Origin of the sequence: Micromonospora sp. NPDC049240 (genome assembly GCF_040647835.1) — a bacterium.
Lineage (GTDB): Bacteria > Actinomycetota > Actinomycetes > Mycobacteriales > Micromonosporaceae > Micromonospora.
In genome coordinates, this window is the sequence record NZ_JBEZCX010000007.1 from 187,222 (window position 1) to 207,921 (window position 20,700).

At 72.2% G+C, this 20,700-nt stretch carries 15 protein-coding genes; 11 read left to right on the forward strand and 4 right to left on the reverse strand.

Annotated features, from left to right (window positions below; genetic code table 11):
- Positions 1 to 44 precede the first annotated feature (44 nt).
- The 3 genes from AB0B02_RS12755 (at position 45) to AB0B02_RS12765 (ending at position 6,372) form a co-directional block, all read left to right on the forward strand.
- Entirely contained in the window at positions 45 to 1,712 is a 1,668-nt protein-coding gene (locus AB0B02_RS12755; RefSeq protein WP_281934474.1) for a fumarate hydratase, read from the forward strand.
- A 224-nt stretch (positions 1,713 to 1,936) separates the two neighbouring features.
- On the forward strand, positions 1,937 to 4,918 hold the full coding sequence (locus AB0B02_RS12760) for a BTAD domain-containing putative transcriptional regulator (RefSeq protein WP_357299906.1): 2,982 nt from the start codon (positions 1,937 to 1,939) through the stop codon (positions 4,916 to 4,918).
- Positions 4,919 to 4,962: 44 nt separating this feature from the next.
- On the forward strand, positions 4,963 to 6,372 hold the full coding sequence (locus AB0B02_RS12765; protein ID WP_199199940.1) for a class II fumarate hydratase: 1,410 nt from the start codon (positions 4,963 to 4,965) through the stop codon (positions 6,370 to 6,372).
- Between the two features lie 2 nt (positions 6,373 to 6,374).
- Here AB0B02_RS12765 and AB0B02_RS12770 read toward each other — a convergent pair whose 3' ends face one another.
- A complete protein-coding gene (locus AB0B02_RS12770; RefSeq protein ID WP_357299911.1) occupies positions 6,375 to 6,635 on the reverse strand; it encodes a hypothetical protein in 261 nt (86 codons plus the stop codon).
- Positions 6,636 to 6,917: 282 nt separating this feature from the next.
- Between AB0B02_RS12770 and AB0B02_RS12775 the strand changes: the two genes are divergently transcribed.
- Positions 6,918 to 7,148 carry a winged helix-turn-helix domain-containing protein gene (locus tag AB0B02_RS12775; protein ID WP_357299913.1) on the forward strand — a complete coding sequence of 77 codons (231 nt, stop codon included), beginning with the start codon at positions 6,918 to 6,920 and terminating at the stop codon, positions 7,146 to 7,148.
- 154 nt (positions 7,149 to 7,302) lie between these two features.
- The gene (locus AB0B02_RS12780) at positions 7,303 to 7,899 is read left to right on the forward strand and encodes a GNAT family N-acetyltransferase (protein ID WP_357299917.1); all 597 of its coding nucleotides are present in this window, start codon (positions 7,303 to 7,305) and stop codon (positions 7,897 to 7,899) included.
- Here the strand turns inward: AB0B02_RS12780 and AB0B02_RS12785 are convergent.
- The gene (locus AB0B02_RS12785) at positions 7,866 to 8,411 is read right to left on the reverse strand and encodes a CGNR zinc finger domain-containing protein (RefSeq protein ID WP_281934482.1); all 546 of its coding nucleotides are present in this window, start codon (positions 8,409 to 8,411) and stop codon (positions 7,866 to 7,868) included. The two genes, AB0B02_RS12780 and AB0B02_RS12785, sit on opposite strands and share 34 nt — an antisense overlap.
- A gap of 73 nt (positions 8,412 to 8,484) precedes the next feature.
- Between AB0B02_RS12785 and AB0B02_RS12790 the strand changes: the two genes are divergently transcribed.
- The 4 genes from AB0B02_RS12790 to AB0B02_RS12805 all read left to right on the forward strand — a co-directional run bounded on the left by AB0B02_RS12790 (position 8,485) and on the right by AB0B02_RS12805 (position 15,723).
- Positions 8,485 to 9,447 (forward strand): EamA family transporter, encoded by a 963-nt coding sequence (locus AB0B02_RS12790; protein WP_357299919.1) that lies wholly within the window; start codon positions 8,485 to 8,487, stop codon positions 9,445 to 9,447.
- Positions 9,444 to 10,142 (forward strand): HAD family hydrolase, encoded by a 699-nt coding sequence (locus AB0B02_RS12795; RefSeq protein ID WP_357299922.1) that lies wholly within the window; start codon positions 9,444 to 9,446, stop codon positions 10,140 to 10,142. Before AB0B02_RS12790 ends, AB0B02_RS12795 begins: the two co-directional genes overlap by 4 nt.
- An 89-nt stretch (positions 10,143 to 10,231) precedes the next feature.
- Complete coding sequence (locus AB0B02_RS12800; protein ID WP_281934488.1) at positions 10,232 to 11,923, forward strand: S8 family serine peptidase; 1,692 nt, start codon at positions 10,232 to 10,234, stop codon at positions 11,921 to 11,923.
- 251 nt (positions 11,924 to 12,174) lie between these two features.
- A complete protein-coding gene (locus tag AB0B02_RS12805) occupies positions 12,175 to 15,723 on the forward strand; it encodes a hypothetical protein (protein ID WP_281934490.1) in 3,549 nt (1,182 codons plus the stop codon).
- A 124-nt stretch (positions 15,724 to 15,847) separates the two neighbouring features.
- Here AB0B02_RS12805 and AB0B02_RS12810 read toward each other — a convergent pair whose 3' ends face one another.
- On the reverse strand, positions 15,848 to 17,116 hold the full coding sequence (locus tag AB0B02_RS12810) for a hypothetical protein (protein ID WP_281934492.1): 1,269 nt from the start codon (positions 17,114 to 17,116) through the stop codon (positions 15,848 to 15,850).
- 309 nt (positions 17,117 to 17,425) lie between these two features.
- Positions 17,426 to 18,073 (reverse strand): helix-turn-helix domain-containing protein, encoded by a 648-nt coding sequence (locus AB0B02_RS12815; RefSeq protein WP_281934493.1) that lies wholly within the window; start codon positions 18,071 to 18,073, stop codon positions 17,426 to 17,428.
- Positions 18,074 to 18,136: 63 nt separating this feature from the next.
- Here AB0B02_RS12815 and cysS point away from each other — a divergent pair, with 63 nt between their 5' ends.
- Both cysS and rlmB read left to right on the forward strand, forming a co-directional pair.
- On the forward strand, positions 18,137 to 19,552 hold the full coding sequence (gene cysS, locus AB0B02_RS12820; RefSeq protein WP_357299928.1) for a cysteine--tRNA ligase: 1,416 nt from the start codon (positions 18,137 to 18,139) through the stop codon (positions 19,550 to 19,552).
- Entirely contained in the window at positions 19,552 to 20,676 is a 1,125-nt protein-coding gene (rlmB, locus tag AB0B02_RS12825) for a 23S rRNA (guanosine(2251)-2'-O)-methyltransferase RlmB (RefSeq protein WP_281934497.1), read from the forward strand. Before cysS ends, rlmB begins: the two co-directional genes overlap by 1 nt.
- Positions 20,677 to 20,700 lie beyond the last annotated feature (24 nt).

Genomic DNA, 20,700 nt, shown 5'->3' on the forward strand with positions numbered 1-20,700 from the left:
GGCGGGTGTCACCGATCGACTGCTCTGCCCTAGGCTTTTCGGTCATGAGCAGTGCCGCCGCCTTCGCGTACGCGCCCCTCCTGCCGACCGGTCCCGACCAGACGGAATATCGCCTGGTCACCGACGAGGGCGTGGACGTCGTCAACGGCCCGGGTGGTCGCCGCTTCCTCACCGTGGAGCCGGCCGCGCTGACCGCGTTGACCGCCGAGGCCATGCACGACATCGCCCACTTCCTGCGCCCGGCCCACCTGGCCCAGCTCCGGTCGATCATCGACGACCCGGCGGCCTCGCCGAACGACCGGTTCGTCGCGCTCGACCTGCTGCGCAACGCCAACATCGCGGCCGGTGGCGTGCTGCCGATGTGCCAGGACACCGGCACCGCGATCGTGATGGGCAAGCGCGGCCGGCACGTGCTCACCGACGGCACCGACGCGGAGGCGATCTCGCGCGGCGTCTACCAGGCGTACACGAAGCTGAACCTGCGTTACTCGCAGCTCGCGCCGCTGACCATGTGGGACGAGCGGAACACCGGCAGCAACCTGCCGGCCCAGGTGGACCTGTACGCCGAGGACCCGGACGGCCACCCGGACGCGTACAAGTTCCTGTTCATGGCCAAGGGCGGGGGCTCGGCCAACAAGTCCTACCTCTACCAGGAGACCAAGGCGCTGTTGAATCCGACGCGGATGATGCAGTTCCTGGAGGAGAAGCTGCGGCTGATCGGCACCGCCGCCTGCCCGCCCTACCACCTGGCCGTCGTCATCGGCGGCACCTCCGCGGAGTACGCGTTGAAGACCGCCAAGTACGCCTCCGCGAAGTACCTGGACGCGCTGCCGACCCAGGGCTCGATGAGCGCGCACGGTTTCCGCGACCTGGAGCTGGAGGCGGAGGTGCTGGAGCTGACCCGCAACTTCGGCATCGGCGCGCAGTTCGGTGGGCGCTACTTCTGCCACGACGTGCGGGTGGTCCGGCTGCCCCGGCACGGCGCGTCCTGCCCGGTCGCCATCGCGGTCTCCTGCTCCGCCGACCGGCAGGCGGTTGCCAAGATCACCCCGTCGGGCGTGTGGCTGGAGCGCCTCGAAACCGACCCGGCCCGCTACCTTCCCGACGTCACCGACGAGACGCTTGACACCGAGACCGTCGTCCGCGTCGACCTGAACCGGCCGATGGACGAGATCCGCGCCGAGCTGTCGAAGTACCCGGTGAAGACGCGCCTGTCCCTGACCGGCCCGCTGGTCGTCGCGCGGGACATCGCGCACGCCAAGATCGCCGAGCGGCTGGACGCGGGCGAGCCGATGCCGCAATATCTGCGCGACCACGCGGTCTACTACGCCGGCCCGGCCAAGACCCCCGAGGGCTACGCCTCCGGCTCGTTCGGCCCCACCACCGCCGGGCGAATGGACGCCTACGTGGAGAAGTTCCAGGCGGCCGGCGGCTCGATGGTGATGCTGGCCAAGGGCAACCGGTCCGCCCAGGTCACCCGCTCCTGCCACACCCACGGCGGGTTCTACCTCGGCTCGATCGGCGGCCCGGCGGCCCGACTGGCCCAGGACTGCATCAAGCACGTCGAGGTGCTCGAATACCCGGAGCTGGGCATGGAGGCGGTCTGGCGGATCGAGGTGGAGGACTTCCCGGCCTTCATCGTGGTCGACGACAAGGGCAACGACTTCTTCGCCGAGGTCACCAAGCCGGTGCTCACCGTCGGCCGTCGCTGACGCCGCTCCGCGCGGCCCGGTTCCACCTTCCGACATCGGTGCGCTCGCCCGACCTCACGACCGGACGGGCGCACCGCCCCCGTCGGATGTCGTCACCGACAACCGCGACGAGTCTGTCCGGCGGCGCTGTCGATCCGCTATCAGATCACTATCGCCTCGACGCGTCATGCGGTTACCACCGGGTTACGCTGCTGTAAGTGCACAAAGGCGTACGGGGGCGGCGCATGCGGTTCGGGATCCTGGGACCACTGCGGGTAGGCGGTGGCGAAGCCACCGTCACCGCAGGTCGGGACCGGACCGTGCTCGCCCTCCTGCTGCTGCGCGCCGGTCGTGTGGTGCCGTTCGACGAGCTGATCGACGCCGTCTGGGAGGACCGGCCGCCGGCCACCGCCCGGGCCCAACTGCAGATCTGCGTGTCGCGACTGCGACAGCGCCTCACGGTGCTGGGGTTGCCGCCGGACGTCATCGTCACCGATCCGGCCGGCTACGGCATCCGGGTCGCACCGGACGACCTCGACGCCGACATCTTCGGCCGGACGGTCGACGCCGCGCGGGCCGCGGTCGCCGCGGGCCGGTCCGAGGAGGCGCGACGCCACTACCGGGCCGCGTTGGCCCTCTGGCGGGGGCCGGCGCTCAGCGGCGTTCCCAGCCGGAGCGTACGCCGGCGGGCGCTGGCCCTCGACGAGCAGCGACTGGCGGCGTTGGAGGAGCGTGTCGAGATCGAGCTGCGCCTGCGGCCGGCGACCGACCTGGTCGACGAGTTGGTCGAGAGCGTCGAGCGGAACCCGCTGCGGGAGCGGCTGCGCGGCCAGCTCATGCGGGCCCTCGCCGCGGTGGGCCGGCAGGCCGACGCGCTCGCCGTCTACCGTGATGGCCGCCGTCTTTACGCCGAGGAGCTGGGCATCGAGCCCGGTCCGGAGTTGCAGGACCTGCACCAGCGGGTACTCGCCGGCGACCTGGCCCTGGGGGTCGCGGAGCACCGGTCCACCGTGCCGGTCCGTTCGCTGCCGCGGGCGATAAGTGACTTCACCGGCCGTCAGCAGACCGTGGTCCGGCTGGTGAAGGAGATCGAGGAGGACCGGGTCCGGGTCCAGCTCATCGACGGCATGGCCGGCAGCGGCAAGACCACGCTGGCGGTGCACCTGGCCGCCGCCCTCGGCGACCGCTACCCGGACGCGCATCTCTTCGTCGACCTGCACGGGCACAGCGAGCGCATGCCGTTGACCCCGGCGGCGGCGGTGGCGGTCCTGCTGCGCCAGCTCGGGGTGCCGCCGGAGCGGATGCCGCTGGATCTGGCCGACCGGTTGACGCTGTGGCGTACCGAGTTGGCCGGCCGCCGCGCGCTCGTGGTGCTCGACAACGCGGCCGACAGCGCGCAGGTCACGCCGCTGTTGCCGAACGGCCCGGACTGCCTCGTCCTCATCACGAGCCGCCGCCGACTGGTCGGGTTGGACGAGGGGCGCCCGTCGTCCCTGCCCGTGCTCGACCCGGAGGAGGCGGTGGAGCTGCTCGGCCGGATCGTCGGCCGGGACCGGGTCGCCGCCGAACCGGAGGCGGCTGCCGAGGTGGCGCGGCGCTGCGGGCACCTGCCGCTGGCGCTGCGGCTGGCGGCGGCCCGGCTGGCGCACCGGCCCCGCTGGCGGGTCGCGGATCTGGCCGAACGGCTGGCCACCAGCCGGGACCCGCTGGCCGAGCTGGCCGCCGGGGAGCGTTCCGTCGGGCAGGCGTTCGCGCTCTCGTACGCCCAGGTGTCGCCCACGGCGCAGCGGATGCTGCGGCTGCTCGGTCTGCCGCCGGGTGGCGGGTTCGACAACCGGGTGGCCGCCGCGTTGGCCGACATCCCGCTGGCGGAGGCGCAGGATCTGCTCGACGAGCTGGTGGACGCGCACCTGGTGGAGGAGGCCGACCCGGGCCGTTACCGGCTGCACGACCTGATCCGCGAGTACGCCCGGACGCTGCTCGCCGAGCCGGGTCGGGCCGGGGAGCGCCGGGCGGCCCTGGAACGGCTGCTGGACCATCATCTCGACGTGGCCTCGGCGATCGCCCGGACGATCGAGTCGGCGGGCAGCCTGCGGTCCCTGCCCGCCAACCCGCCGCGCCGGCCCGATCTGGTCGACGCCACGCTGCCGCAGGGCCGGGCCTGGTTCGACGAGCACGCGGCGCTGTTGACCGCGTTGGTCCAGCTCGCCGAGGCGGAGGGCTTCCGGCGGCACTGCTGGCAGCTCGCCCGGGCCTGCTGGCGGGCCAACTTCGACAGTGGACACCTGGACGACCTGCTGGAGACGCACACCGTCGGCCTGCGCGCGGCCGAGGCGCTCGGGGACGAGGCCGCGGTGGGCACCATCTACAACTACCTGTCCTCGGTCTACTACCGGCAGGCCCGGTTTCCCGAGGCCATCCGGTTGATGCGGCGGGCCCTGGAGATCCGCCGGCGGCTCGGGCTCCGCGACGAGATGCGGGTGTCGCTGTGGAACCTCGGGGTGTCCTACTCGGCGAACGGGGATCACCAGCAGGGGATGGAGTGCCTCGACACCGCGATGCAGATGATCCGCGGTGCCGACCACACGGCGGAGCTGGCCAACCTGATCAACAACGTGGCCTACGCGCTGCTGTCGGCCGGCCGCCACGCCGAGGCGCTGCGCCTCAGCCGGTCCCACCTGGTGTTGGCGCGGCAGAACGGGGACTTCCGGCAGTTGGCGAACGCGGTCGCGCACACCGGCATGATCCGGCACCGGATGGGTCACCTGGAGCCGGCCCAACGGCTGCTGCGGGTCGCCCTGCGCCTCAAGAAGAAGTACGTCGGCCGGTACGGCGAGGCGGAGGTGCTCAACGAGATGGGCGCCCTCCAGCGGCGGGTCGGCCGGCCCGAGCGGGCGGCCGACCTGCACCGGGAGGCGCTGGTGGTGGTGACCGATTCCGGTGACCGGATCGGTCAGTGCGCCTCGCGCAACCTGCTCGCCCAGGCGCTGCTCGACCAGGGTGACGTGGCCAGCGCGCTCGACCTGCACCGCCGGGTGCTCGCCGACGCGACCCGGCTCGGGGCCCGCTACGAGCAGGCCCGTGCGCTGGACGGCATGGCCCGGTGCCTGCGCGACACGGATGCCGGACAGGCCCGCCGCTACGCCGGCCGGGCGCTGGTGTTGTTCCGTCAGATCGAGTCCCCGGGCCGGCGGGCGACCGAGGAGCTGGTGGCCGAGCTGGGCTGAGGCCCGCGTCGCTTTCCCTGCGTACCGGCCGGCGGCGCGGCAGGATGGTACGCGTGACGACTCCAGAGGCGACCGGTTACCGGATCGAACGTGACTCGATGGGCGAGGTGGAGGTGCCCGCCGAGGCGCTGTGGCGGGCGCAGACCCAGCGCGCGGTGCAGAACTTCCCGATCTCGGGGCGCGGGCTCGAACCGGCCCAGATCAAGGCGCTGGCCCAGATCAAGGGGGCGGCCGCCCAGGTCAACGGTGAGTTGGGGGTGATCGACGCGGACGTGGCCGAGGCGATCGCCACGGCCGCCGCACACGTCGCCGCCGGGGGCTACGACGACCAGTTCCCGGTGGACGTGTTCCAGACCGGTTCCGGCACGTCGTCCAACATGAACACCAACGAGGTGATCGCGTCGCTGGCGAGCCGCGAGCTGGGCCGCGACGTGCACCCGAACGACCACGTGAACGCGTCGCAGTCCAGCAACGACGTGTTCCCGACCTCGATCCACCTGGCCGCCACCCAGTTCGTGGTGGAGGATCTGCTTCCGTCCCTGACGCAGCTCGCCATGGCGTTGGAGGCGAAGGCGGCCGAGTTCGAGACCGTGGTCAAGGCGGGCCGGACGCACCTGATGGACGCCACGCCGGTCACGCTCGGGCAGGAGTTCGGCGGGTACGCCGCCCAGGTCCGCTACGGCGTCGAGCGGCTGGAGTCGGCGCTGCCCCGGCTGGGCGAGCTGCCGCTCGGCGGCACCGCGGTGGGCACCGGCATCAACACCCCGCTCGGGTTCGCGGGCAAGGTGATCGGGCGGCTGCGGGACTCGACCGGCCTGCCGCTGTCCGAGGCACGCAACCACTTCGAGGCGCAGGGCGCGCGGGACGCGCTGGTGGAGACGTCCGGGCAGCTCCGCACCGTCGCGGTCGGCCTCTACAAGATCGCCAACGACGTACGCTGGATGGGTTCCGGTCCCCGCGCGGGCCTGCGTGAGCTGCGCATCCCCGACCTCCAGCCCGGCTCGTCGATCATGCCGGGCAAGGTCAACCCGGTGGTGGCCGAGGCGATGCGGCAGGTCTGCGCGCAGGTCATCGGCAACGACGCGGCGGTGGCCTTCGCCGGCTCGCAGGGCGACTTCGAGCTGAACGTGATGCTCCCGGTCATGGGCCGCAACCTGCTGGAGTCGATCAAGCTGATCGCCGCGTCCAGCCGGCTTTTCGCCGAGCGGCTGGTGGCCGGCCTGGTCGCGGACGCCGAGGTCTGTCTGGCGTACGCGGAGGGCTCGCCGTCGATCGTCACCCCGCTCAACCGCCATCTCGGGTACGACGAGGCCGCCTCGATCGCCAAGGAGGCGCTGGCCAAGCAGGTGTCCATCCGCGAGGTGGTGATCTCGCGCGGGCACGTCGACTCGGGCAAGCTCACCGAGACCCAGTTGGACGAGGCGCTGGACCTGCTCCGGATGACGCACCCCTGAGGTCAGGGCATGGCCCGTCGTCGCGCCCAACCGAGGAAGCGGCCGAACAGGACGGCCGGGTCGAGCCGTTCGGCCGGGTGCAGCCGGTGCAGGTCGGCGGTCGCCTCGTGGAGCACGCCGCAGAGATAGATGCTGAGCCCGACCGGGTCGCCCGCGTACTCGTCGAGCAGGATGAGGCGTGCGTCGGCGCACGGCCAGGGCGTGCCGCACGTCCGGCAGAGCCAGAGCGGGCGCAGCGGTAGGTGGGGCCGGGGTCGTGGCATGTGCGGTCCCTTTCGAGCTGAGTCGTCGGTGCTGTCGCTGCCGCCCCGGCGGGGGTGGGACCGCCCGGCCGGGGGAGCGGGACGGTCCCACCGCGACGCCGTGCTCGGAAGATCTCGTGCCGATTTCCCGGACGGCTTCATGGCTCGGTTCGTCGTTTGCCGAACGAAGGGGACCTCGCCACAGCCGCCATGTTGGAGACCTTTAGTACCTAAGGCAATGTTGGTCTTGAAGGCGGGTTTTGCTCATGATCCGATGGAAGGTGCCGAACGAAGGAACCTCCCATGCCCATACCGAGCGGTGGCTACCGAGAGGTGGCCGAAGACCTGACCACCCGGATCAGAAGTGGCGAGTACCCGCCGGGTGAGCGGTTGCCGACCTACAAGGAACTCGCCGACCTCTACAGCGTGAGCGTCACCACCGTGCAGCGGGCGATCATCATCCTCCAGGACCGGGGCCTCGTCGTGGGCTTGCAGGGTCGTGGCCTGTGGGTCGCGGAGGCGCTGCCGAGCTGACGCGGTGACCGCAGATCTTGGTACGAAACGGCCCTCGGAGGGGCGCAATTCTTCCAAGATCTACCGCAACCCCGCCGCAACGCGGGTTTTCCTGGCTCGCCACCGCGGCGGTAATTGCCTCGCCCGGACGACGGGTCGGCGGGATGATCCGACCGTGCCTGACGACGACGGGGTGTTGCGGGAGACCGCTCGGCTGACGCTGCGCCGGTTCACCATGGCCGACGTGGACCGACTGGTCGCGCTGGACGCCGACCCGGAGGTCATGCGGTTCCTCACCAACGGTGTGCCCACGCCGGCCGCGACGATCCGCGACGAGGTGCTGCCCCGGCTGCTCGCGCAGTACGACCGGCATCCCGGGCTGGGTCGGTGGGCCACGCTCGACCGGTTCACCGGGGAGTTCCTCGGCTGGCTGGCGCTCGATCCGTCCGACGACGGCGGTGAGGCGGAGCTGGGCTACCGGCTGCGGCGCGCGGTGTGGGGGCACGGGCTGGCCACCGAGGGCGCGCGGGCGCTGGTGCGGCACGCGTTCGACACGGTCGCCGTGCGGCGGGTGTGGGCGCAGACGATGGCGGTGAACGACAGGTCCCGCGCGGTGATGACCCGCGCCGGGTTGCGCTACACCCGCACGTTCCACCTGGTCTTCGACGACCCGATCCCGGGTACGGAGCACGGCGAGGTGGAGTACGAGCTGCTCCGGGCGGACTGGCCCGCGATCCGTCAGGAGTGGGACGCCGCCCTGCGGGCCCGGTAGGCGCTGACCGCGGCCCGGTTGCCGCAGCCGGCGTCGCAGAACCGGCGGGACCGGTTCTTCGACAGGTCGACGAGCACGTTGTCGCAGTCGGGGTGGTCGCAGCGGCGCAGCCGGGTCAGCTCGCCGGAGCGGACCAGGTCGGCCACGGCCATCGCGGCCTCGACCGCCATCCGGGTGGCCAGCGGCGCGTCGCGGGGCACGGCGTGCAGATGGTACGGCTCGTCGTCGTGTCGGATGAGCTGCGGCAGGGCGTGCGACTCGCGGAGCAGCCCGTTGACGATCTCCACCACCTCGTCGGTGTCGGCGTACCAGATCCGGCGCAGCCGGGGCCGCAGCGTGCGGACCTGCCGCAGTTCCGCCTCCGTGTGCTCGTGCCGGCCGCTCCACCCGTACGCGGTGAAGAACGCGTCGAGCGCGGTGACGTCCGGCAGGTCCTCCCGACCAGGTCCGGTGGTGTTCACCAGTGCGGCGGCGGCCACCAGCCCGCACTCGGTGTCATGAGCGAAAAGCAACTTGACTCCTGTCGGACGGCACCCCTAACGTCATCAGCGTAACGCTTCTTCACTCATGACCGGGGGAATGTCGATGCGCGAACGGTCCGGCACCGGGCTCGGCCTGGCCCTGCTCTCCGCGCTCACGTTCGCCACCTCGGGCACGTTCGCCCGGCCGCTGATCACCGGGGAGTGGTCGGCGGTCGCCGTGGTGATCGCCCGGGTCGGCATCGCCGCGCTGGTGCTGGCCGTGCCCGCCCTGCTGGTGCTGCGCGGTCGCTGGCCGGTGCTGCGCCGCAACGCGCTCACCGTGGTGCTGTTCGGGCTGCTCGGGGTGGCCCTGGCCCAGGCGTGCTTCTTCAACGCGGTCCGGTACCTCCCGGTCGGCGTGGCGCTGCTGCTGGAATACCTCGGCATCGTGCTGGTGGTCGGCTGGATGTGGCTGGTCCACGGCCAGCGACCCCGGGTGCTGACCGTGGCCGGTTCGCTCACCGCGCTGGCCGGGCTGGTGTTCGTCCTCGACCTCACCGGTGCCGGTCGGCTCGACCCGGTCGGCGTGCTCTGGGGGCTCGGCGCCGGCGTGGGGCTGGCCGGCTACTACGTCATCGCCGGCCGCGTCGACGCCGACCTGCCCTCGGTGGTGATGGCCAGCGGCGGCATGGCCGTCGGCGCCGCGATCCTGCTCCTGCTCGGCGCGGTCGGGGTGCTCCCGCTGGCCGCCGGCACCGCCGACGTCAGCTTCGCCGGGCATCGGGTGAGCTGGCTGGTGCCGATCGTCGGGCTGTCGCTGATCGCCGCCGTGGTCGCGTACCTGGCCGGGGTTGCCGGGGCGCGGCTGCTCGGCGCCCGGCTCTCCTCCTTCGTCGGGTTGACCGAGGTGATGTTCGCGGTGCTGATCGCCTGGTTGGTGCTGAACGAGCTGCCGAGCGCGATCCAACTGGTCGGCGGCGCGCTCATCGTCGGCGGCGTCGCGCTGGTCCGGGTGGACGAGCTGCGGGCCGGCCCCGGGGAGGCGTCACCGGCCCCGGTCGGGTCGGCGCTGGTCGGTGAGCGGTGACCGCACCCCGGACCGCCGTCGTCTTCGACGCCGACGAGACCCTGGTCGACCTGCGCCCGGCCGTCACCGGCGCGCTGGTGGCCGTACTCGAGGAGATGCGGCGGTGGACCCCGGCGGCGGCCGAGGTGTCGCTCGCGGACCTGGAGGGGGACTGGGGTGCGGTCTTCGGCGCGCTCAGCGCGGCCCCGGTCGGGGAGATCCGCCGCGCCGCGCTGGCCCGGTCGCTGGCCCGGGCCGGGCTCGGCGCCCACCTGGACGAGTTCGCGGCGCTCTTCTTCGCCCGCCGGTACGCCCTGAGCCGGCCGTTCCCGGACGTGCTGCCGGCGCTGGCCGCGCTGCGCCCGCACCACCTGCTGGGCTTCGCCACCAACGGCAACAGCCGCGCGGAACGCTGCGGCCTCGACGGCCGGTTCGCCTTCGCCCTGTACGCGCACGAGGGTGGCCTGCCGAAGAAGCCGGCACCGGCGTTCTTCGCCGCCGTGGTGGCCGCCGCCGGGCTGCCCGCCGCCCGGATCGTCCACGTCGGCGACTCGCCGGAACACGACGTGGTCGCCGCCCAACGCGCCGGCCTGCGGGCCGTCTGGCTCAACCGGGCCGGGCTGCCCCGGCCGGTCGGCCTCGAACCCGACGCCGAGGTGTCCACGCTGGCCGAGCTGCCCGAAGTGCTCGCCGCGTTGACGAGCGCGAATGCCTGATTGTGGCTTATTCCGGGCGCACACCTGGCGAAACCCGCTCCCGTGATGTGGGATGACTGCCACGTCCCTCAACGAGAGGATCTGATGTGGTGAGCAAGCGCTTCACCGCCGGTGCGGTCGCGGTCGCGGCCTCGCTGGCACTCACGGTGACCGGTCTGGGTGTTCCGGCGACGGCCGCGCCGTCCAGCACCCGGACCTTCACCGTGCTGGCGGAGAGCGGCGTCTCCACCGACGCCGCGATCGCCGCGATCAAGGCGGCCGGCGGCACTGTCGTCTCCCGCACCGACGACGTCGGCCTGTTCCAGGTGCGCAGCGACCGGGCGGACTTCGCCAGCCGCGCCACCGCAGCCGGCGCGCTCCTCGGCGCCGCCGAGGAGAAGGCGATCGGCCGCAAGCCCAAGCTCGACCGGGTCGAGCAGGAGCACCTGGTGGCCGCCGCCGCGACCAAGGGCAAGGTCGCCAAGGGCAACGCCAGGAAGATGGACCCGCTGGACGACAAGCTCTGGGGCCTGGACATGATCCGGGCCGACCAGGCTCGCAAGATCGAGCCGGGCGACCGCCGGGTCACCGTCGGCGTCCTGGACACCGGCGTCGACGCCAGCCAGCCCGACCTGGCCCCGAACTTCAACTGGGCGCTGTCCCGCAACTTCGCGCCGGACATCCCCGACGTCGACGGCCCGTGCGAGGTGGCGAGCTGCCTCGACCCGGTCGGCACCGACGACGGCGGTCACGGCACCCACGTGGCCGGCACGATCGGCGCCGCCGCCAACGGCTTCGGCCTCTCCGGCGTGGCCCCGAAGGTCTCCCTGGTCGAGCTGAAGGGCGGCCAGGACAGCGGCTACTTCTTCCTCAACCCGGTGGTCAACGCGCTGGTGCACGCCGGCCGTTCCGGGCTCGACGTGGTCAACATGTCCTTCTACGTCGACCCGTGGCTCTACAACTGCACCGCCAATCCGGCCGACAACCCGGAGCAGCAGGCCGAGCAGCGGACCATCATCGAGGCCATGAAACGGGCGCTGAATTTCGCCCACCACAAGGGCGTCACGCTGGTCGGCTCGCTCGGCAACAACAACGAGGACCTGGGCGCCCCGCGGACCGACGAGAGCAGCCCGGACTACGGTGACACCCCGCCGTACCCGCGGCCGATCGACAACGCGAGCTGCTGGGACCTGCCGGTCGAGGGCCCGCACGTGATCGGCGTCTCGGCGGTCGGCCCGTCCGGCAAGAAGGCCGACTACTCGAACTACGGCACCGAGCAGATCTCGGTGGCGGCTCCGGGTGGTTGGTTCCGGGACGGCTTCGGCACCGACACCTACCGCACCGACGCCAACATGATCCTCTCCACGTACCCGAAGAAGGTGCTCCAGGAGGAGGGGTCGGTCGACGAGAACGGCAACATCGTGGCCGGCTTCGAGGACTCGGTGTTCAAGCAGTGCACGGCCAAGGGTGAGTGCGGCTACTACACCTACCTCCAGGGCACGTCGATGGCGTCCCCGCACGTCTCCGGCGTGGCCGCGCTGATCGTCAGCCGGTACGGCAAGCAGCAGGGCCGCAACGGCTACGGCATGGCGCCGGACCAGGTCGAGCAGCACCTCTACCGGACGGCGGCCGAGCACGCCTGCCCGGAGCCGCGGCTCCAGACCTACACCAACGAGGGCCGGGACGAGACGTACAACGCGTACTGCGCGGGTTCGTTGAACTTCAACGGCTTCTACGGCTACGGCATCGTCGACGCCTACGCCGCGGTGAAGACGCCGCTGAAGCCCAACGCGCGGCCGTAACGACATTCGCGGTTCCGAGAAGCCCGGGCGACGCACGTCGCCCGGGCTTCTCCGTGTCGACGATTGCGCACAGTGGTCTTCCCGTCGAGCGCTGTCCGGTTGGTGCGAAATGGCATTTGTGCAGCTCAGCCCCCGTGCGGAGGTCGAAGGTCCCTTCCGTTGACCGAACTCCTCGACTTCAATTGTCACTGAGAGTGATAATTGGGTCGACGGGCTGTGTGCCGCGGCGGCCCTCGGCGAGGAGGAGAACCATGTCCGAGGAGACCATCCGCAAGGCGGCCATCCCGAAGCAGAACGCGGTCGAGGAGCCGGCGCTCGGCCCCGGCGACCCGCCCGACTACTTCGGATTCACACCCAACTACGCCAACACCGCGCTCCCGACCGTCGTCGGGGGAGTGGTGCAACCGGGCACCGGTGTCCGCAAGTTCGTCGACTCGCTGCCCGGCGTGGGCCCGGCCAACGCCAACGACCTCAACCACTACATCCCGGTCGCGGTGCCAGACACCATCACCTACCCCGGAAGCGACTACTACGAGATCTGCGTCCAGGACTACGGGAAGATGTTCAACCGGGACATCTCGCCCCCCGCCCGCCTGCGCGGATATCGACAGGTCAACAACGGCACCGACGCCAGCGGACACAACACCATCGCGCCGCCGGTCCGCCCCTACTACTGCGGGCCGCTCATCTACGCCCGACGCGACCGGCCGGTGCGGATCAAGTTTCTCAACCTGCTGCCCACCGGCGCGGCCGGCAAACTCTTCCTGCCGGTCGACACCACCCTCACCGGCGCCGGCACCGGCCCGCTGAACACCACCGAGCTCTACACACAGAACCGGGCCGTCGTGCACCTGCACGGTGCGGAGACGCCGTGGATCAGTGACGGCACCCCGCTCCAGTGGCTCACCCCGGCCGGCGAGGTCACGTCCTATCCGCGCGGTGCCAGCTACGCCAACGTGCCGGACATGCCCGACCCCGGACCGGGCGCGGTCACGCTCTACTTCCCGATGCAGCAGAGTGCCCGGATGATGTGGTATCACGACCACACCGAGGGCATCACCCATCTCACCCCGTACAGCGGGCAGATCGCGATCCTGATCCTCCGGGACCCGGTGGAGCAGCAGATGGTGACCGACGGGGTCATCCCGGCCAGCGACATCCCGCTCATCTTCCAGGACAAGACGTTCGTGCCGCCCCCGGCCCAGCTCGCCCGGCAGGACCCGACGTGGGACACCGTCAACTGGGGTGGGCAGGGCAACCTGTGGATGCCACACGTCTACATGCCCAACCAGAACCCGTACAACGCCGCCGGCGCCAACCCCATGGGCCGCTGGGACTACGGACCGTGGTTCTGGCCGCCGTTCACCGGCATCGAGCAGGGCCCGGTGCCCAATCCGTACTTCGACCCGGTCACCCGGCCCTGGGAGCCGCCGGTGCAGCCCGGCACGCCGCTGCCCACCATCACGCCCGAGGCGTTCATGGACACCCCGATCGTGAACGGCTGCGCCTACCCGACGTTCCAGGTCGAGCCCAAGGCGTACCGGTTCCGCATCCTCAACGCCTGCAACGACCGGGCGCTCAACCTCCAGCTCTACCACGCCGCCTCGAACGGCACGATGTGGAAGCCGGACGGCACGTTGAACGACGGCGCCGCCGGCGAGGTGCCCATGGTCGAGGCGTGCCCGAACCCGGACTTCCCACCCACCTGGCCCACCGACGGCCGGGAGGGCGGCGTGCCCGCCCCGAGCGCGGTCGGCCCGGACTGGATCCAGATCGGCAACGAGGGCGGGCTCCTGCCGGAGGTCGCGATCATCCCGCCCCAACCCATCAACTACGAGTACGACCGCCGCTCGATCACCGTGCTCAACGTCTCCGACCACTCGCTGCTGCTCGGGCCCGCCGAACGCGCCGACGTGATCGTCGACTTCTCCACCGTCGCGCCCGGGTCGACGCTCATCCTCTACAACGACGCCCCGGCGCCCATGCCGGCCTACGACACCCGCTACGACTACTACACCGGCGACCCGGACCAGACCGACAGCGGCGGGGCGCCCACCACCCAACCCGGGTACGGCCCGAACACCCGCACGCTCATGCAGATCCACGTCGTGGGCACCCCGGCCGCGCCGTTCGACCTCGCCCGGCTCCGGACGCGACTGCCCCAGGCGTACGGGCAGAGCCAGCCGAAGCCGATCGTGCCGGAGGAGGCCTACAACACCGCGTTCGGGACCACCTCCACCAACCACTACGTGGCGATCCAGGACACCACCATCACCTACGTCCCGCTGGGCGGCAACACCCCGGTCACCCTCGACCTCCAGCCCAAGGCGATCGTCGAGGAGTTCGACCCGGTGTACGGCCGGATGATGCCCACCTTCGGCGTCGAACTGCCCAAGACCAGCGCGCTCATCCAGACCACGATCCCGCTCGCCTACATCGACCCGCCGACCGAGATCCTCTACATGTCGAACCTGGCCACCCCGGTCGGCTCGGCCGGTGACGGCACCCAGATCTGGAAGATCACGCACAACGGGGTGGACACCCACTTCGTCCACTTCCACTACTTCAACGTGCAACTGGTCAACCGGGTCGGCTGGGACGGCGCGTACAAGCCGCCGGACGCCAACGAGGTCGGGTGGAAGGACACCGTGCGGATGAACCCGTTGGAGGACTGCATCGTCGCCATGCGGCCCTCACTGCCGGTCAACCTGCCCTTCAAGGTCGGCGACAGCATCCGGCTGCTCGACCCGACCCAGGTCCCGGGCACCACCAACGGCTTCACCCAGATCGACCCGCAGACCGGCGACCCGGCCGTGGTCACCAACCAGCCCTACAACTTCGGCTGGGAGTACGTCTGGCACTGCCACATGGTCGACCACGAGGACTTCGACATGATGCGGCCGGTGGTGATCCGAGTGTCCCCGGCCCCGCCCACCAACCTGACCGCGACCGTCAACGCCGGCTCGGCCACCGTCCCGCCCGCGATCGTGCTGAACTGGACCAACCCCACCGGACTGCCGCTCGCCACCCAGGTCGTCGTGCAGCGCTCGACCAACTCCTCCTTCACGGCCGGGCTGACCACCGTCACCCTGGCGGCCGGGGCCACCACATACTCCGACACCACCGCGGTGCCCGGTGTCACCTACTACTACCGGGCCCGGCGGGAGAACAGCGCCAGCTATTCCGCCTGGTCGAACAGCGCCTCCGGGGTGATCAGCCTGACCGCCCCGACGAACCTGACGGCCACCCAACCCGGCAACAGCCCGGTGCGGGTCAACCTGAGCTGGGTCAACCGGTCGTACTCCACCTCGGTCGAACTCCAGCGCGCCACCAACGCCGCCTTCACCAGCGGGCTGACCACTGTCACCCTGGCCGCGAACGCGACCAGCTACACCGACAGCACGGTCGTGGGCGGCACCACCTACTACTACCGGGTGCGCACCGTCTATCTCGGCGTCGGCTCGCCGTGGTCGAACACCGCCACGATCGCCGTCAGCGGCCCACCGGCCGCCCCGACGAACCTCGCCGGCACCGCCGTCGCCGCCAGCGGCGGCACCGCGACGGTGAACCTCACCTGGCAGGAGAGCGCCGCCAGCGTGGTCACCAGCTTCGTGCTCCAACGGGCGACCAACGTGGCGTTCACCGCCAACCTGGCCACCTTCACGCTGGGCGGCAGCGCCCGGAGCTACAGCGACACCGGGCGGGCCCGGTCCACCACCTACTACTACCGGATCCAGGCGGTGAACTCGTTCGGCAGCTCGGCGTTCAGCGGCACCATCGCCGTGACCACGCCGGCCTGACCGGAACCGGTGCGGCGGCGTCCGGATCTTCCGGGCGTCGCCGCCTGTCCGAGTGGTGAGGCGACACCGGCGAGGTGGCGCGACGGGGTGCGCGTGTTCGGACCGGTGCGCCGGAGTGGAGAGGTCACGGACGCCAGCCGCGGGCCACCAGCGCGGCGCGGATCTCGCGGACCAGGGCGGGGAACTCCTGGCGCAGGCGTCGACCGGTCACGTGCAGCACCAGCCAGCCAGCCCCCACGAACTGGTTGAGCCGACACCGGTCGAGGTGCATCCGATCGGGATCCGCGTGCCACCGACCGTCGTACTCGACCGCCACGCGGAACTCCGGCCACGCCAGGCCGGGATGCAGGACAGGGCCGGCCGGCACGCGTACCGGGTGCTGTGCCGCCGGGCGCGGCAGACCGGCGAGCACGAGCCGCACCCGCAGATGTGACTCGGGCGGTGACTGGGCGCATCCGTCGGTCAGGCCGAACACCCAGGACGCCCGCCGGCCGCCCGGACGGCCGGCGTTCCGCGCCGCCTCGGTGGCGAGCCCGGCCGGGCTGACCGCACGGATGCGCAGCAGCCCGTCGATGATGCCGACGGCACGCACGGGATCGGCCCAGACCGCCGTCTCCCAGGCACAGGCGACGGGTACGGTGCGGGGCGGCGGCCCGGCCGGACCGGGCGGCCTCGGGTCCGGTGGCCCGGCCGGGGCGGGTGTTCTCGGGTCCGGCGGTCCGGCCAGGTTGGGCGTTCTCAGGTTCGGTGACCCGGCCGGGGCGGGTGGTCTCATCAGTTCCGGGGGACCGGTCGGTCCGGCCGGCGATCCGGGGGGAGTCGTCGGACCGGCCGGACGCGGCGGGCGGTGCCGAACCGGTGGCCGGCCCGGGTCCACCGCGTCGGCTGGCCGGACGGCCGGGAGTCGTCTGCCCGCGCCGCGCCGAGTGGTCGTGCCGGTCGACATGGCGGCGCGTGCCGGCACCGGGCCGAAGCCGGTCGGCGCGGCGGTGCTCGTCGGTGCCGTGGCGGTGCCGGCGGGGACCAGCAGGCCGCTGCGGGTGCTGGACACCGGGGCGTGGTGCACCCGGACGCCGGGTTGGGAGTCGGCTCGGACCGTGGCCGGTAGCAGGACGTGCACGTCGTCGGTGAAGTCGGCGGCGTGCTCGACCCCGTGCAGGTAGGCCGCCGACGGGCCGGCGATCAACGTGCCGGGCGGCATGCGGAGCAACACGGCGCGGCAGGCCAGCTCGTGGTCGCGGTCGAGGCGAGCGTCGGCGTAGACGTCATGCCGGAGTCGGAGCCAGGACGCGCCCCGGAGGTGGTGGCGCGAGAGAAGGCCGCGCCGGACCGCGTCCGAGCCACGAAAGACCTGCCAGGCCAACTGCGGCGGGCGATGAGGGTGAGGTGGCATACGGCAAGCGTGGGGCTCCGAGGCGGCTGTCGACACCCCTGTGGACAACCACCACGGCCGAGTCCGTACCACGCCTGTGGACAGCCCCCACCGACACCCGCGATGTGCTAGGGAGCTGCACCCGTTCCCGAACCGCGCCGCAGCGCGGAGCGACGCCGTTCCGGCGAGATGGGCGTATCCGCGGCGGGTGGCGCCGTCATCTCGCCGAGGTGGGCATATCCGACCCGGGCGGATGCCGCCACTTCCCCGAACTTGCGCCAGCCGGCCAGCCCACCCCGCAGGCCCGGCCGCCCGGCGGGGCGGGCGCGGTCAGGAGAGCGCGGCGGCGACCGCCTCGGCGGCGGCGGTCACCTGGGCGCCGACCTCGGTCACGTCGAGCGGGGTCAGCGAGACCACGCCGACGCTGCCCTCCAGACCCGGCACGCCCAGCACCGGCGCCGCCACCCCGTACGCCCCGGACTGGAGTTCGCCGCTGGTGCTCACCGGGCCGGACTCGCCGGCCCGCCCGGCCAGCACGGCCCGGCCGGCCGCGCCCAGCCCCAACGGGTGCCGGGAACCGGTCCGGTACGCCACGTGGAACGCGGTCCAGCTCGGCTCGACCACGGCCAGCGCGACCCCCTCGCCGCCCTCCACCACGGTCAGGTGGGCGGTCGCACCGGTCCGCTCGGCGAGCCGGCGCAGCGCCGGCAGTGCGCCCTCGGCGAGCAGCGGCTGCGCGCGGCGGGCCAGGTGCAGCACGCCCACGCCGAGCCGCAGCCGGCCCTCGCCGTCGCGCCGCAGCATGCCGTGCCCGGTCAGCGCGCCGACCAGCCGGTAGACGGCCGCCCGGCCGATGCCGAGCCGGTGCGCGGCCTCGGTGACGGTCAGCCCGCCCGGCGCGTCCGCGACGAGGTGCAGCAGGCGCAGACCCCGGTCCAGGGTCTGCGCGGTCTCTCCCGGGCGTGCCGCCGTGTCCACAGCACGCAGCGTACGACCCGGCTCGGGCCAACCCGGAAATGTGTGGAGGGCTACCCTTGGGAGGTGACGCTACGCCTGTATGACACCGCCACCCGATCGGTGCGGGACTTCGTCCCGCGGGAAGCCGGCAAGGTGGGGGTCTACCTGTGTGGTCTCACGCTCCAGGCGCCCCCGCACATCGGCCACCTTCGTTCCGGCGTCAACTACGACGTGCTGCGTCGCTGGCTGCTGGGCAACGGGTTCGAGGTCACGTTCATCCGCAACCTGACCGACATCGACGACAAGGTGCTGGCCAAGGCCATCGAGCAGGGCCGGCCGTTCTGGTCGATCGCGTACGCCAACGAGCAGATCCTCACCGCCTCCTACCGGGCGTTGAACGTGCTCCCGCCGACCTACGAGCCGCGGGCCACCGGTCACATTCCGGAGATGCACGAGCTGATCGCCCGACTCATCGAGACCGGGCACGCCTACCCGGCCACCGACGGCTCCGGCGACGTCTACTTCGACGTGGCGTCCTGGCCGGCGTACGGCGCACTGTCCGGGCAGTCCCCGGCCGACATGCAGCCGGCCGGCGACGCCCCCGACCGGGGCAAGCGCGACCCGCGTGACTTCGCGCTCTGGAAGGGCGTCAAGCCGGGCGAGCCGACCGAGGCCGCCTGGCCGTCGCCGTGGGGCCGCGGCCGGCCCGGCTGGCACATCGAGTGCTCGGCGATGTGCTGGCGTTACCTGGGCGCCGAGTTCGACATCCACGGCGGCGGGCTCGACCTGACGTTCCCGCACCACGAGAACGAGATCGCCCAGTCGCAGGCCGCCGACCTGCCGTTCGCCCGCTACTGGGTGCACCACGGCCTGCTCGGCATCGGCGGCACCAAGATGGGCAAGTCGCTCGGCAACACGCTCGACCTCGACTACGTGGCCTCGCTCGGGGTGCGCCCGGTGGAGCTGCGCTACTACTACGCCGCCGCGCACTACCGGTCCCGCATCGACTACTCCGAGGACGCGCTGCGCGAGGCCGCGGTCGCGTACCGGAGGATCGAGGGCTTCGTGCAGCGGGCGGTCGAGCGGGTCGGCGTGGGCCGACCCGGTGAGCTGCCCGCCGGGTTCGTGGCGGCGATGGACGACGACCTCAACACCTCGGCGGCGCTCGCCGTGCTGCACGAGGTCGTCCGGGACGGCAACACCGCGCTGAGCGGCGGCGACGATGTGACCGTCCGCACGACGCTGGCCGCCGCGCGGGCGATGCTGGATATCCTCGGCGTCGACCCCCTGGATCCGGCCTGGACCGGTGGCGACCGCACGGACGACCTGCGCGGCGTGGTGGACTCACTCATCGCGTTGGCCCTGGAGCAGCGCGCGCAGGCCCGTGGCCGCAAGGACTGGGCCGCCGCCGACGCGGTCCGTGACCAGCTCAAGCAGGCCGGCGTGGTCGTCGAGGACACCCCCCAGGGCCCGCGTTGGACTATTGGAGAGCAGGACTGATGGCCGGCAACTCGCAGCGCCGTGGCCGGCGACTGACGCCGAAGGCGGGCGCCCCCAAGGGCACCGGTGGCAAGAACAAGGACTCCCTCGCCGGCCGGGGGCGCACCCTGCCGGCCGACGAGCGTCCCTGGCACAAGGCCTACTCGGGCACCGAGAAGCTGCCCCAGCGCACCGCCTGGAAGCAGGACAAAGAGCGCCGCGCCGCGGCCGAAGAGGGCCGCGCGCCCAAGATCGGTCAGCCCGGCAGCAAGGACACCACCTGGGGCAGGGGCGGCGGTCGGGGCGTACCCACCGCCAAGGGCCGCGGCGGCGGCAAGCCGGCCGGCCGGTCCGGCGGGCCCCGGGTCTCCCCGGGGCGCAAGTCGAACCCGGCGAAGGACAGCCCCGAGCTGCTCGTCGGCCGGAACCCGGTGCTGGAGTCGCTGCGCGCCCAGGTGCCGGCGACCGCGCTCTACACCGCGCAGGGCATCGACATGGACGACCGGGTCAAGGAGATCGTCCGCACCGCCGCCGACCGGGGCATCGCGATCCTCGACGTGAGCCGCGCCGAGCTGGACCGGATGACCGGGGGGGTGCTGCACCAGGGCGTCGGCCTCCAGGTGCCGCCGTTCGCCTACGAGCCGTTCGACGACCTGGTCACCGCCGCGCTGGAGCAGGCCGCCCCGCTGCTGGTCGCGCTGGACGGGGTCACCGACCCGCGTAACCTCGGCGCGGTGATCCGGTCGGCCGCCGCGTTCGGCGCGCAGGGTGTCTTCGTGCCCGAGCGGCGGGCCGCCGGGATCACCGCGACCGCCTGGCGGACCAGCGCCGGCGCGGCCGCGCGCGTTCCGGTCGCCCAGGTCACCAACCTGACCCGGTCGCTGAAGGCGTGCAAGGAGGCCGGCTTCATCGTGGTCGGCCTGGACGCCGACGGGCAGACCGACCTGTACGACCTGGAGGCCGCGGTCGGCCCGCTGGTCGTGGTGGTCGGCTCGGAGGGGCGCGGGCTGTCCCGCCTGGTCGGCGAGACCTGCGACCTGACCGTCAGCATTCCGATGATCTCCGAGGTGGAGTCGCTCAACGCGAGCGTCGCCGCCGCGGTCACGCTCGCCGAGGTCGCCCGCCGCCGCGCGGTCGAGGGCTGACCCGCAAGCACGAAGAAGGGGCGG